This is a genomic window from Pseudomonas sp. MWU16-30317, assembly GCF_020515695.1.
Classification (GTDB): domain Bacteria; phylum Pseudomonadota; class Gammaproteobacteria; order Pseudomonadales; family Pseudomonadaceae; genus Aquipseudomonas.
Map to the genome: position 1 here is coordinate 430,049 of NZ_JAIWJA010000004.1, position 14,278 is coordinate 444,326.

Here is a 14,278-nt window from a genome sequence, read left to right on the forward strand (position 1 = left end):
CTGTGCTTCGCCCTTAGCTCGACCCTGCCACCTTTAATCCAATCGTTGGGGAACTTCATGGGTCACACCTACCGCGTCACCAGTAAAATCCTCGCCTGCGCCGCCCTCAGCGCCAGCGTGATGTTCTCGGGTTTTACCTTGGCCAAGGACTGGAGCACCGTTCGGGTCGCCACCGAAGGGGCCTATGAACCCTGGAACACTACCCTGCCGAGTGGCGAGATTTCCGGGTTCGAACCCGAACTGCTCCAGGACTTGTGCACCCGGCTCAAGCTCGATTGCCAACTGCAGGCGCAGGATTGGGACGGGATGATCGCCGCCTTGAACGCCGGCAAGTTCGATGTGCTGATGGATGCCATCGTGATCACTCCGGACCGCGCCCAAGTGGTCGCCTTCTCCCACCCCTATGCCAACACTCAAGGCGTGTTCGCCAGTGCCGATCCGAAGATCATCGCCTCCATGCCCAGCACCGACGTGCTCAAGCTCAGCGGTGATGCAACGGCGGACAAAGCCGTCATCGACACCCTCAAGGCATTGGTCAAGGGCAAGGTGCTGGGCATCCAGTCCGGGACCGCCTACACCGAATTCGTGGAAAAGAACTTCAACGACATCGCCACCATTCGCGAATACAAGAAGTCCGGCGAGCACATGATGGACCTCAGTGCCGGGCGCATCGACCTGGCCTTCGACGACGTGACTTTCTTCGCCTCCGCGCTGGAAAACCCGGACAACAAGGCCGTGCACATGGTCGGGCCGAAGATCGGCGGGCAGATCTGGGGCCCAGGCGAGGCCTTGGCGTTTCGCAAAAGCGATGACGACCTGCGCGAGAAATTCAATCAGGCACTGACCGCGGCGCTGGCAGATGGCACGGTGCAACGGCTGTCGCAGAAATGGTTCAAGGCGGATATTCGGCCCTGATCGAAGCTCACGCTTGTGCCCCCTGGCCTTCAAGTCGGGGCGCATTGTTGGTCCGGGGCCGAGGCGTTCTACACGCGCCTGGGCTTCGTCTGCACCGACCGTTTCATCGGCACAGACCCCTTCCTGCGCCCGGCCGGCACACTGGATCACCACACCTTATTCTTCATTCAGACTCCGCCGTTCATGAAGGGCATCGAGCACTTCACCTTCCACATGGCCGGGCCGACGGAGGTGATGCTGCCCGGCACCCGGTTCGTGGAAAAGTACTACGAGTCGTTCTGGGGGCTAGTCCGCCATCAGTTGGGTTCAAACTGGTTCTGGTACTTCAACAGCCCGCTGGGTTGCCACGTGGAGTACGACGCCGACATGGATCTGCACGACGACAGCTGGGCGCCGCGCACCGAGCCTTCGAGCGCTGATACTTCGCAGTGCTTCCTGTTCGAGCATCGGGAGAAATGGATGCCGTGGGGCAAGCCGGAGCAGATCGCCAGGCGGGCGCAGCCCTGTGCCGCGGCACCCAGCGCCAGGGGTGCCAAACCTCAACGCGGCTCACTCTCGAAGCGACTCAGGAGCCACGGCATCACGCTGAGCACCAGCAGTGCCAACAAGGTGCTCAGCAATGCCGTGGCTTCCTTGCCCATGCCGGTGGCTACACCAATCGCGGCGGTCATCCAAAGGCCCGCCGCAGTCGTGAGGCCTTTGACGCGTTGGGGGTCCCGGGTGCTGTTCTTGAGTATCGTGCCAGCCCCCAGGAAGCCGATACCGGCCACCACGCCCTGAACCACACGGCTCATGGCGTCCTGCTCGGCGCCACCAAGGCTGGGTACCAACACGAACAGCGCCGCACCCAGCGACACCAGCATATGCGTGCGCACTCCCGCCGATTTGCCTTGGGACTCGCGCTCGAAGCCCAGAATGCCGCCCAGTACCGCCGCCATCAATAAGCGGATGGTCACCCGCGTCAATTGCGAAGCGTCGGTGATATCGGCGAACTCGAGCACCAGCGTGTCACAGACTTCCTGCCACCATGCATTCATGGGTTTACCTTGGTTGTTGGATCTGAACCTTGAGACCGCGACGAGGGGTGCAAGTGCAGGGCCTGCGTCCTGTGTCCCTGAATATCCGCACCGTCGACGTCGTGCTGTGGGCGTCAGGTTACCGAGACAGTTGTGGTCGTGGGGGTTCTGCTTTCGAGCCGGCCTTGGGGTCGCTGCCCCCGCCATTGGCCCCTCGCTGACGCTCGGGGTTCCCGCGCTTCGACGCACTGACGAGGGGCACGCCCCGATGGGCCTTCCGTGGCCCAACGGGGCTTAGCCGGCATCCATACCGGCGATCCCCTCGTCAGTGCGTCGAAACGCGGCCTGCTGGAAGGGGGCCGCGACCCCAAGGCCGACTCGAAAGCAGAACAGTGACATCAGTGCCGTTGCTTCAAAAAAGCTTTAGGACGCTCCCAAAATCTTGGCTGGTCCTTTGCTGCGGGCCTGTGCGGCGCGCCCCTCCAGCAGGCCGCGTGGAGGTGCCTGAAGAGAGGGAGATCCCGGCAGGATGCCGGGTCAGGCGCGTTGGGCCAGGGATGGCCCATTGCGCCGTGCCCTCTCTTCAGGTGCCGGAACGCGGGTACCCTGAGCCTAGGCGAAAGGCCAATGGGCAGGGCGAGCCGCACAGGCCCGCAGCAAAGGACCACACACCGATCTAGAAGCTCCTAAAACCCACCAACGATAGAACCACTATGTGTGCCACCGAACAGACAGCCACCGCCGCCGGTATTCACACTCAGGGTGCGAAGCTCCGCTCACCCAGGCACGTACCGGTGCCGGCATCCCTGCTGCGCACCCCGCCGGGCTGTGCATTGCGCCAGCGCTGACGAGACTGCTGGCGCGAGTGTCAGACCTAGGATTTTATGACAAGCATATGGGCGCCTGTCCGGTTGCTGCTGTCCCGGCTGACGACGTTGTACCGAACCGGCAACTACCCCCCGGTCAAATTCGCCTACGAGCAGATCCTGCGCGCCGAGCTGTTCAATGCCGAGCAGATGGCCGATCACGGGATCGCCCTGGCCGGCCAACATCAGCTCAGCGCGCTGTCGGCACGGGACTCGCTGCTGGGTCGACTGGACGACAACGAACGGCTGCTCAACCGCAGTTGCAGTGCGCTGACCTTGGCGCAGCGCAGTAGCCGGCGCGTCACCCCTGCCGCCGAGTGGCTGCTGGACAACTACTTTCTGGTGGAAGAAAACATCCGCACCGCCAGGACGCACTTGCCTAAAGGCTACAGTCGCGAGCTGCCGCGCCTGATCAATGGCCAGTCCAGTGGCCTGCCGCGGGTCTATGATATTGCCCTGGAGACCATCTCCCACGGCGACGGCCGCTTCGACGAGCAAAGCCTGCAGCGCTTTATCGTCGCCTATCAAACCGTCATGCCCCTGGCCCTCGGCGAACTCTGGGCGATCCCCATCATGCTGCGCCTGGCCTTGATCGAAAACCTGCGCCGGGTGGCGTCGCGGGTCATGGCCAACTGGGACGACCGCAACCTGGCCGATGACTGGGCCGAGCGCCTGATCGAGGTCTCCGAGCGCGACGTCAAAAGCGTGGTGCTCACCGTAGCCGACATGGCCCGCTCGGCACCGCCACTGACCGCCGCCTTCGTCGCCGAAGTCGCCCGCCGCCTGCAGGGGCAAAGCGCGGCCCTGGCACTGGCGCTCAACTGGATCGAGCAGATGCTCGGCGAAAGCGGCTCGAGCATCGAACGCCAGGTACAGCTCGACGCGCAGCAGCAATCCGCCGATCAGGTGTCCATCAGCAACAGCATCGGCAGCCTGAGGCTGTTATCGGCGACCAACTGGCGTGACTTCGTCGAAGCCGTCAGCCATGTCGAGTACGCCCTGAACGACGACCCCGCAGCGATCTACCCGGCCATGGACTTCGCCACCCGCGACAGCTATCGGCACATGATCGAGCGCCTCGCCCGGCGCAGTCGCCACTCGGAAATCCAGGTGGCGCAGCTGGCCGTCGCGCTGTGCGCCGAACACCCACCCCAGGTGCCCGCCGGGACGCCCACCCAGCACATCGGCTACTTCTTGATTGGCGCGGGCATCGCCGAACTTGAGCGCAGACTCAACGCGCGGGTGCCCTTTCATGAGCGCTGGAAGCGCCTGCTGCAACGCTCGCCGCTGGCCTTCTACCTGGCTCCGGCATCCGTGCTGACGGCGATCCTGGCCTTGCCATTGCTCGCCTCCGCAGGGCGCGATGGACTGTCTTACTTCGCGCTGCTGGGCCTCGCGGTGCCGTGCCTGGTGATGACCAGCCGGCTGGCGTTCAGCCTGATCAACTGGTGGGCGACCTTCAGCCTGGCGCCGGTGATGCTGCCGAAGATGGACTACAGCGACGGCATCCCCGACCAGGCCCGCACCCTGGTGGTGATCCCGACCCTGATCGCTTCGCGTCTTGATGTCGAAGAATTGGCCGAGGGCCTTGAAGTGCGGTTTCTGGCCAACCGCGACGACAACCTGTTCTTCGCCCTGCTCACCGATTTTCACGATGCCCCCGAGCAGACACAGCCGCAAGACGCCGCACTGCTCGAACAGGCCGCGCATGCCATCAACCTGCTCAACCGCCAATACGCCGATGGCTCGACTGATCGATTCTTCCTGCTGCATCGCCCGCGCCGCTGGAACCCCGGCGAAAACGTATGGATGGCCCACGAGCGCAAACGCGGCAAGTTGAATGACCTGAACGAACTGTTGCGCGGCCAGGGCGCCGAGCGTTTCAGCACCGTCGTCGGCGACATTCAGGCGCTGCAATCGGTGCGCTACGTGATCACCCTCGACACCGACACGCAACTGCCCCGGGACGTCGCACGCCAGTGCACCGGCGCCATGATGCACCCGTTGAATCGGCCGATCTTCGATGCCAGCCAGGCCACCATCATCGCCGGCTATGCGCTGCTGCAACCGCGGGTCGGCATCAGCCTGACCAGCACCCCACGCTCGCTGTATTCGCGCCTGTTCGGCAACGGCGGCGGAGTCGATCCTTACACCCGGGCGGTCTCGGACATCTACCAGGACCTGTTCCAGCAAGGCTCCTTCATTGGTAAAGGCATCTACGACGTCGATGCCTTTACTCAAGCGCTCGAAGGCCGCCTGCCCGACAACCGCATCCTCAGCCATGACCTGATCGAAGGCAGTTATGCGCGCTCGGGCCTGTTGAGCGATGTCGAACTGTACGAGCAATATCCTTCGCATTACAGCGCCGACGTCAAACGCCGCCATCGCTGGATTCGCGGCGACTGGCAACTGCTGCCCTGGACCGTGCCGTGGACCCGCAACGTCAACGGCGAATGGGCGCGCAACCGACTGGGCATCATGGCCCACTGGAAACTCTTCGACAATTTGCGCCGCAGCCTGGAGCCGCTGGCGTCGCTGGTGATCCTGGCCTGGGGCTGGTTCGCCAGTAGCGAGCCGCTGGCCTGGACGCTCACGGTGCTGGGCCTGTTGGTGGTGCAGCCGCTGCTCAAGACTCTCACCGATGCCCTGCACCCGCCGGTCAAGGTGCCTTACTGGCAGTACCTGCGCGACCTTGGCGCCAGCTTGCTGCAGGATCTGGCGCGCGTCGCCGCGACCCTCGCCTGGCTGCCTTTCGAGATGTACTACAGCAGTGATGCCATTGCCCGCTCGCTGTGGCGCATCACCTTCACCCAGCGCCTGATGCTGCAGTGGCAGCCGTCGCGCGAGGTCGAGCGGCACTCGGAAAACCGCCTGGCCAGGCGTTACCGCGAAATGTGGATCGGGCCGTTGTTCGCCATGGTCGGGCTGATCGCGCTGGTCAATGAGCCGCTGACGCTGGTCATCGCCCTGCCCTTGCTGCTGTGCTGGGCGGCCGGGCCCTGGGTGGCGTGGCGGCTCAGTTCGGCGCCGCAGCACCAGCGGTTCGAGCCCTCGGTCGAGGTGCTGCGCTTTTTGCGGGTGCTGAGCCGGCGCACCTGGGCGTTCTTCGATGAATTCGTCGGCCCGCAGGATAACTGGTTGCCGCCGGACAACATCCAGGAAGAGCCCAAGGCGAGTGTCGCCCACCGCACCTCGCCCACCAATATGGGCATGGCGCTGGTCGCGCACCTGGCCGCCCACGACTTCGGCTACCTGAGCACGCAGCGGCTGGCCAGCCGGCTGTCGGCCTCCCTGAACAGCATGAACGCGCTGGAGCGCTACCAGCAGCACTTCTACAACTGGTACGACACGCAAACCTTGCAACCCCTGCGCCCGCATTACATCTCCACCGTCGACAGCGGCAACCTCGCCGGGCTGCTGCTTACCCTGCGCGCGGGGCTGCTACAGATGCCGGACGCGAGACTGTTCGGCCTGGCGATTCGCAGTGGCTTGCGCGATACCCTGGATACGCTGATCGAGAGCCGCGGGGCCGCCGAATTCGGCGACCTGCGCCAACGCCTGGATGATGCCGACGGGTCGCTCGATATCGATGCCTTGCTGTCGCTGCTAAGGGACGCGCAGGCTGAAGTGTCAGCGTTCGGCGGCGAAGAGGCCGGTACAGACAATGATGCAACCTACTGGCGACACGCATTCAACGCCCAATGCCAAGACTGGATCACCGAGCTCGAACGCTACCGCCTCCCCCCCTGCCTCCCCGGCCGCGTGCCCCCACAACACTCCCTGCGCGCCCTCGCCCAACTGCTTCAAGACGACTGGCCCCGCGAGCACCACAGCCGCGTAGCCAGCGTACGCAGCAGCGCACTGAACGCCATCGAACAGCTCGACACACTCAGCGGCCTGGCCGGCGCCCTGGCGCACATGGACTTCGGGCTGCTCTACGACCGCAAGCGCGATCTGTTCTCCATCGGCTACACCACCGAAGAACGACGCCTGGACACCGGCTACTACGACTTGCTGGCCTCCGAGGTGCGCCTGACCAATTTCGTGGTCATCGCCCAGGGCCAGATCCCCCAGCGCGCGTGGTTCACCCTCGGCCGCCTGGCCGGCGACTGCGGCGGCGTGACGACACTGATGTCGTGGTCCGGCTCGATGTTCGAATACCTGATGCCGATCCTGGTGATGCCTAACTACGACGGCAGCCTGCTCGACCAGACCTGCCGCGCCGCCGTGGCCGTGCAGATCGAACACGGCAACCGCCTGGGCATTCCCTGGGGCGTGTCAGAGTCCGGCTACTACACCCTCGACGCCCAATTCAATTACCAGTATCGGGCGTTCGGCGTACAAGGCCTGGGCCTCAAGCGCGGGCTGGGCGATGACATCGTGGTCGCGCCTTACGCCAGTGCGCTGGCGTTGATGGTCGACAGCGCGGCAGCCAGCAGCAACCTGCAACGCCTGGCTCGCCAGGGCGCGATGGGCCGTTACGGGCTGTACGAAGCGGTCGATTACACCGAGGCACGGCTGCCACCCGGCCAGCCCTTCGCGCTGGTGCAGTCGTTCATGGCGCACCACCAGGGCATGAGCCTGCTGGCCCTGACCAGCGTGCTGCTCGATCAGCCCATGCAGCGGCGCTTCGAATCCGATCCGGCGTTGCAGTCCGCCCTGCTCCTGCTGCAAGAGCGCGTGCCCAAGGCCTCTGCGCCCTACCTGCAAGCCGCGCAATCGCCGCCACTGAGCGACGCCGAAGGTCAGGACACCCAACTGCGAATATTCAGCCACCCCGGCCACAAACGCCCTGCGGTGCAGCTGCTCTCCAACGGCCGCTATCACGTGCTGCTCAGCAGTGCCGGCGCAGGCTACAGCCGCCGCGACGATATCGCCATCAGCCGTTGGCACGAGGACATCACCCAGGACAACTGGGGCACGTTCTGTTACTTGCGCGACGTCGCCACCGGCGCCTTCTGGTCTGCCGCCTTCCAGCCCACGTTGCGCAAGACTGAGAGCCACGAGGCCATATTCAGCAACGCCCGCGCGGAGTTTCGCACTCGGGAGCTGGATTTCGACTCGCACCTGGAAATCGTCGTATCGCCCGAAGACAACATCGAGCTTCGCCGCCTGCACGTCACCAACCGCGGGGCCGCGGCGAAGACGCTGGAGATCACCACCTACGCCGAAGTGGTGCTGGCCCCCGCGATGGCCGATGCCATGCATCCGGCGTTCAGCAAACTGTTCGTGCAGACCGAATTGCTGCCGGCCTTGCAAGCGATCATCTGCAGCCGTCGCCCGCGCGCCAGTGACGAGAGCCCGCCGTGGATGTGCCATCTACTCGCGGCCCATGGCGTCGATATCCAGGCGATTTCCTATGAAACCGACCGTGCTCGGTTCATCGGCCGCGGCCGCAATCTGGCCACGCCCGCCGCCCTGGATGCTGACTGCGAACAGCTGTCCGGCAGCGCCGGGCCGGTGCTCGACCCGATCGTCGCGATCCGCTGCCGCATCACCCTGCAACCCGGCCAGCAGGCCACCATCGACTTGGTCACCGGGGTGGCGGACCACCGCGAAGAGTGCCTGGCGCTGATCAACAAGTACCGCGACCGGCACCTGGCCGATCGGGTCTTCGATTTGTCCTGGACCCACGGGCAGGTGTTGCTGCGCCAGCTCAACGTGTCCATGGGCGATGCACACCTGTTCGAACAGATGGCCTCGTCCCTTGTATACGCCAACCCGGCTTTGCGCGCGGACAGCGCCGTGCTGATCAGCAACCGGCGCAACCAGCAGGGCCTGTGGGGGCAGTCGATTTCCGGCGACTTGCCGATCGTGCTGTTGCAGATCCACAGCCTGGATAACATCGAACTGGTGCAGACCATGATTCAGGCCCACGCCTATTGGCGACAGAAGGGCCTGGTGGTCGACCTGCTGATCTGGAACGAAGACAAGGTCGGCTATCGCCAGCAGTTGCAGGACGCGATCATGGGCCTGGTGACCTCCGGCAGTGAAGCGGCGCTGGTGGATCGCTCCGGCGGGATTTTCGTGCGCACGGCGCAGCAACTGTCGAGCGAAGATCGAACCCTGATTCTGTCGGTGGCACGGCTGGTGTTCAGCGAGGGCGCCGGTTCGCTCGCCGAGCAGGTTCATCGCCGCCGCGTGGTGCCGGTGTATGCACCGTTTGTGGCGACGCAAAAATACCGTCCGACGCCGCTGCCGGCCAAATCGGCGCCGCGACCCCGGCTGCTGAGCAATGCCTACGGCGGCTTCAGTGCCGATGGCAGCGAGTACGTGATCGACGCCACGGCGGCGCGGCCAACGCCTGCGCCCTGGGTCAATGTCATCGCCAATGCTCACGTGGGCACGGTGTTGTCCGAGACCGGCAGCGCCTACAGCTGGACCGATAACGCCCACGAGTTTCGCCTGACGCCGTGGCACAACGACCCGGTGACTGACCTCAGTGGCGAGGTGATCTACCTGCGCGATGAAGAAACCGGGCGCTTCTGGTCCGCCACCCCCCAGCCCTGCCCCGGCACTGGCCGCTATCTGACTCGCCACGGCTTCGGCTACAGCGTGTTCGAGCGCGAAGGCGACGGCCTGCACAGCGAGCTGTGGGTTTACGTGGCGCTGGACGCGCCGATCAAGTTTTCCCGGCTGATCGTGCGCAACCTGACGGATCGCAGCCGCACCCTGAGCGTTACCGGCTATGTGGAGTGGGTGCTGGGCGACCTGCGCAGCAAGTCGGCCATGCACGTGGTCACGCAATCGGACCCGGTCAGCGGCGCACTGTTCGCCCGTAATGCCTTTTCGGTGGAGTTCAGCGACCGCGTGGCGTTCTTCGACACCGACGGCACCGACCATCGCGTCACCGGCGACCGCACCGAGTTCATCGGCCGTGGTGGCAGCCTGAAAGCGCCGGCCGCGATGCAGCATGCCGGGCTGTCCGGGCGCATCGGCGGTGGCCTGGACCCCTGTGCGGCGATCCAGGTCACCCTGCAGCTGGCCGCCGGGCAAAGCCGCGAAGTGGTCCTGCGCCTGGGCGCCGAGCAGAACGCCGAGGCCGCCACCGCCCAGGTGCAACGTTACCGCGGCGTCCAGGCAGCCGCCGAGCAATTGCACAAGGTCCGCGAGCATTGGCGTTCGCTGTTGTCGGTGATCCAGGTGCAGACCCCGGCCGCAGAGGTCGACGTGATGGTCAACGGCTGGTTGATGTATCAAGTCATCGCCTGTCGTTTCCTGGCCCGCAGCGGGTTCTATCAATCGGGGGGCGCCATCGGTTTTCGCGATCAGTTGCAGGACAGCATGGCGATGATCCATGCCAGTCCCGCGCTGGTGCGCAAGCATTTGCTGTTGTGCGCCGGCCATCAGTATCCGGAAGGCGACGTGCAGCACTGGTGGCATCCGCCGCTCGATCGCGGGGTGCGCACCGATTGCTCCGATGATTTTTTATGGCTGGTGGCGGCGACCAGCCGCTACGTGGAAATCACCGGTGATGTGGCGGTGCTGGATGAGCCCGCAGGTTACCTGCAAGGCCGCACCCTGAACCCGCAAGAGGAGTCCTACTACGATCTGCCGGGGGTGTCGCCGCTGCGCGAATCGCTGTACCGACACTGCGTACGCGCCATCGAACACAGCCTGCGCCGGGGCGAACACGGCTTGCCGCTGATGGGCGGTGGCGACTGGAACGACGGCATGAACCGCGTCGGCTATCAGGGTCGCGGCGAAAGCGTGTGGCTGGGCTTTTTCGCCAACCAGGTGCTCAAGCGTTTCGCCCTGGTGGCCGGGCAGCAGGGCGACGCGGAGTTCGCCCTGCGCTGCAACGAAAACGCCGTGCTGCTCAACGAGCGGCTGGAGAAGACCGCCTGGGATGGCGCCTGGTACCGCCGCGCCTGGTTCGATGACGGTCAGCCGCTGGGCTCGTCGATCAACACCGAGTGCCGTATCGACTCCATCGCCCAGAGCTGGTCGGTGCTCTCTGACGCCGGCTCCGCCCCCCGTCAGCGCCAGGCCATGCAGGCGCTTGACCGCTACCTGGTCAAGCCCGATATCCGCGCAGTGCTGCTGCTCGACCCGCCTTTCGATAAAGGCGCCGAAGACCCGGGCTATATCAAGGGCTACGTGCCCGGCGTGCGCGAGAACGGCGGGCAATACACCCACGCCGCCGTGTGGGCGGCCATGGCCTTCGCGCAATTGGGCGACAGCGCCAAAGCCTGGGAGCTGCTACACCTGATCAATCCCGCCGACCCAGCCAACAACGCGGCCATCGAAACCTACAAGGTCGAGCCTTATGTGATGGCCGCCGATGTCTATGGCGCTGCACCCCATGCCGGCCGCGGCGGCTGGACCTGGTACACCGGTTCCGCCGGCTGGATGTATCGCCTGGCGACCGAGTCGCTGCTGGGTGTGCAGCGGGTCGGCAACACGCTGCGCATCGAGCCGTTGCTCCCCGCCCATTGGCCGGGCTTTACCCTGAGTTATCGATTCGGCGCCACTCAGTATCACTTCGATGTACGCCGCAGCGACGCGAATGTCAGCTCGATGAGCGTCGATGGCCAGATCATCGAGGGCCGTACGCTGCACTTGATCGACGACGGCGTCGAGCGCCGGGTGCGGGTGGAGTGCCCTGCGCCAGTGGCGCACACCCGTGCAATGGCCCAGGGGGTGGACCATTAGCGGTTAATCCCCTGCGCCAAGAAATACAAGCGTACTCTGGACCAATCCGGCTGTTTTCTCCTTTGGGGCTCGTCATGTCCGATCCACCGCTACCGACCGGCAATCACTTGCTGGCCGCCCTTACCTATGAAGAACTGGCGCGCCTCGCCCCGCATCTGGAGGTGGTCCCCCTGACGCTGGGCGAGGTCCTGTACGAGCCCGGCGACACCTTGCGCCACGTGTACTTCCCCACCAACTGCATCGTGTCCTTGCTGCACGTCACCGAAAGCGGCGCGTCGGCGGAAATCGCCGTGGTCGGCAACGAAGGGCTGATCGGCATCGCCCTGTTCATGGGCGGCGAGAGCACCTCCAGCCGCGCCGTGGTGCAGAGTGCCGGCAGTGCGTTGCGCCTGCCGGGGCAGAAGCTCAAGGACGAATTCAATCGCCACGGCGATCTGCTGTGGCTGATGCTGCGCTACACCCAGGCGCTGATCACCCAAATGTCGCAGACCGCCCTGTGCAATCGCCACCACTCCATCGACCAGCAACTGTGCCGCTGGCTGCTGCTGTCGCTGGACCGCCTGCCCGGCAATCAACTGACCATGACCCAGGAGCTGATCGCCAACATGCTCGGCGTGCGCCGCGAAGGCGTCACCGAAGCGGCGGGCAAGCTGCAACGCCAGAGCGTGATCGAATACAGCCGCGGGCACATCAAGGTGCTGGATCGCCCGCAGTTGGAGCGGCTCAGTTGCGAGTGTTATTCGGTGGTGAAGACCGAGACTGATCGGTTGCTGCATTACACGCGGCGCCAGGAAAGGTGACCCACGTCAGCCGCGTGGCTCTAAAAACCCTAGCTGAACCAATCAATCCTTCGCGGTTGTTGAATAGGGCGTACCATCAGGTCTGCCCCCAGGAACCCGATCACGATGTCAACGGATAGCGACGCAAGCCTGGACTTCCAGCTGTTCCTGGTGTGCCGAGCAGGTGATGGCGCGGACAGTGCGCTGATCGCCGCGGCGCTCAGTGCCACCCTGCAAGACCTCGACACCGTGCTCTCGCCCGTTATAGGCAGCAAGGGGGTCGCGGCGTGGTTGCGTCGCAGCCTGCAATTGACCGGCTCGCCCCTGGCGGAGCTGAACGGGCTGCCTGAAGGTGCCCAGGAGCCTCTGGACCCTGCATGCGTCTTGGCCCTTCTCGGCCAGCGTACCCCGCAGGAGGCACTGCTGCTGGGCGAACAGTTCCTGCAGACGCTCTATCGACTGCTCGGCACCTTGATCGGGCCATCCCTCACCGCGCGCCTTCTTGATGCCGTATTCGCAGCTCCGCTCAGCGCGCCCCCGGCGCAGGATAGTTCGCCATGAACAGCAAAGTGACCATCAATCGTCTGGCCACCGGCGTACCGGGGCTGGATGAAGTCCTGGGTGGCGGCCTGCCGGAATTCTCGTTCAATCTGATCGCAGGCCCCCCCGGCTGCGGCAAGACCACCCTGGCGCACCAGATCATGTTCGCGCTGGCCACGCCCGAGCGTCCGGCGCTGTTCTTCACCGTGCTTGGCGAGCCACCCCTGAAAATGCTGCGCTACCAGCAGCAGTTCGACTTTTTCGACAGCGACGCCATCAATCATTCGGTGCGCTACATCAATCTGGCGGACGAAACCCAGGCCGGCAATCTCGACGAGGTGCTGCGCCGGATCGTCGCTGAAGTCGAAGCCCACGGCCCGGCCCTGGTGTTCGTCGACTCGTTCCGTTCCGTGGTGCTCGCCAGCCAGACCGCAGACAACCCCAACAACAACCTGCCGCAGTTCGTGCAGCAACTGGGCATGTTGATGACCACCTGGCAGGCCACCACCTTCCTGATTGGCGAATACTTCACCGAGCTCGACACCAACCCGATCTTCACCGTGGCGGACGGCTTGATCTGGCTGCGCCAGAGCGTTCAGCGCAACTCCATGGTGCGCAAGATGGAAATCATGAAGATGCGCGGCCAAGCGACGCTGCCGGGGTTGCACACCTTTCGCATCGACGGCAGCGGCATCAGCGTGTTCGCCCCGGCGGGTGCCAGTCCGCAGCCCGCGACCCAGCCACCGCCCGGCGCATTGCCCAAGCGTCTGCGCATGGGTTGCGCGAGCCTTGATGAAATGCTCGGCGGCGGTCTGCCCCAGGGCTATTCGCTGCTGGTGGCCGGGCCGTCCGGATCAGGCAAGAGTATTCTCGCCGCCAGCTTTCTGGCCCAAGGCGCCAGCGAGGGCGAAACAGGCGTGATCGCGGTGTTCGAGCAGCGCCCCGATCGCTCGCAGAATCCGACCCTGGCGCGCCTGGTCGAGGAAGGCAAGGTCGGCCTGGTGGACAGCCGCGCGCCGGATCTGTCGATAGACGAGATCGTGCACTTGCTGCTGGCTGAAATCACCCGCCTCAAGGCTACCCGTGTGGTGATCGACTCGCTGTCCGGCTTCGAGCTGGCGTTGGCCCCGACCTTCCGCGCTGACTTTCGCGAGTCGCTGTCGCGGATGGTCAATGCCCTGACCGGGGCTGGCGTCAGTGTGCTGATGACCTCCGAGCTGGAAGATCGCTACACCGATCTGCGCTTCAGCCCCTACGGCACCGCGTTCCTCACCGATGCGATCATCGTGCAACGCTACATCGAGGTGCAGAGTCGGCTGTTGCGCATCATGGCCGTGGTGAAGGTGCGCGCCAGCGCCCACAGCGATGAGTTGCGCCAATACCGGATCGATGACCAGGGCTTGCAGATCGGCGACAGAGTTGCGGATCGCGAAGGGCTGCTGGGCGGCAGCCCCACCCGGCAACACGTCAGCCTGGCGACAGCGGGAGAGGACAATGTGTGATCTGC

General features: G+C 64.8%; 6 protein-coding genes and 1 pseudogene. 6 read left to right on the forward strand and 1 reads right to left on the reverse strand.

The window, feature by feature from the left end; genetic code table 11:
• The first annotated feature begins 57 nt into the window (after positions 1-57).
• Complete coding sequence (locus tag LIX93_RS14810; protein WP_226504805.1) at positions 58-915, forward strand: transporter substrate-binding domain-containing protein; 858 nt, start codon at positions 58-60, stop codon at positions 913-915.
• Between the two features lie 60 nt (positions 916-975).
• Positions 976-1,398: pseudogene (locus LIX93_RS14815) on the forward strand (glyoxalase); the annotation flags it as partial.
• Between the two features lie 56 nt (positions 1,399-1,454).
• Here LIX93_RS14815 and LIX93_RS14820 read toward each other — a convergent pair.
• Positions 1,455-1,952: an MgtC/SapB family protein gene (locus tag LIX93_RS14820; protein ID WP_226504806.1), complete on the reverse strand. Its 498-nt coding sequence runs from the start codon at positions 1,950-1,952 to the stop codon at positions 1,455-1,457.
• Positions 1,953-2,815: 863 nt separating this feature from the next.
• On the opposite strand from LIX93_RS14820, the gene LIX93_RS14825 reads away from it, so the two are divergent.
• The 4 genes from LIX93_RS14825 (at position 2,816) to LIX93_RS14840 (ending at position 14,273) form a co-directional block, all read left to right on the forward strand.
• Positions 2,816-11,452: a glycoside hydrolase family 94 protein gene (locus tag LIX93_RS14825; protein ID WP_226504807.1), complete on the forward strand. Its 8,637-nt coding sequence runs from the start codon at positions 2,816-2,818 to the stop codon at positions 11,450-11,452.
• Positions 11,453-11,526: 74 nt separating this feature from the next.
• Positions 11,527-12,252, forward strand: a complete 726-nt coding sequence (locus LIX93_RS14830; protein ID WP_226504808.1) for a Crp/Fnr family transcriptional regulator — start codon at positions 11,527-11,529, stop codon at positions 12,250-12,252.
• A gap of 105 nt (positions 12,253-12,357) precedes the next feature.
• Positions 12,358-12,792: a hypothetical protein gene (locus LIX93_RS14835; protein ID WP_226504809.1), complete on the forward strand. Its 435-nt coding sequence runs from the start codon at positions 12,358-12,360 to the stop codon at positions 12,790-12,792.
• Positions 12,789-14,273 carry an ATPase domain-containing protein gene (locus LIX93_RS14840; protein ID WP_226504810.1) on the forward strand — a complete coding sequence of 495 codons (1,485 nt, stop codon included), beginning with the start codon at positions 12,789-12,791 and terminating at the stop codon, positions 14,271-14,273. The genes LIX93_RS14835 and LIX93_RS14840 overlap by 4 nt, the downstream gene beginning before the upstream one ends.
• Positions 14,274-14,278: the final 5 nt, after the last annotated feature.

Coding starts and splice junctions, on each gene's coding strand:
- LIX93_RS14820 (WP_226504806.1), bottom strand. CDS start 1,952: ATGAATGCATGGTGGCAGGAAGTCTGTGACACGCTGGTGCTCGAGTTC.
- LIX93_RS14825 (WP_226504807.1), top strand. CDS start 2,816: ATGACAAGCATATGGGCGCCTGTCCGGTTGCTGCTGTCCCGGCTGACG.
- LIX93_RS14830 (WP_226504808.1), top strand. CDS start 11,527: ATGTCCGATCCACCGCTACCGACCGGCAATCACTTGCTGGCCGCCCTT.
- LIX93_RS14810 (WP_226504805.1), top strand. CDS start 58: ATGGGTCACACCTACCGCGTCACCAGTAAAATCCTCGCCTGCGCCGCC.
- LIX93_RS14840 (WP_226504810.1), top strand. CDS start 12,789: ATGAACAGCAAAGTGACCATCAATCGTCTGGCCACCGGCGTACCGGGG.
- LIX93_RS14835 (WP_226504809.1), top strand. CDS start 12,358: ATGTCAACGGATAGCGACGCAAGCCTGGACTTCCAGCTGTTCCTGGTG.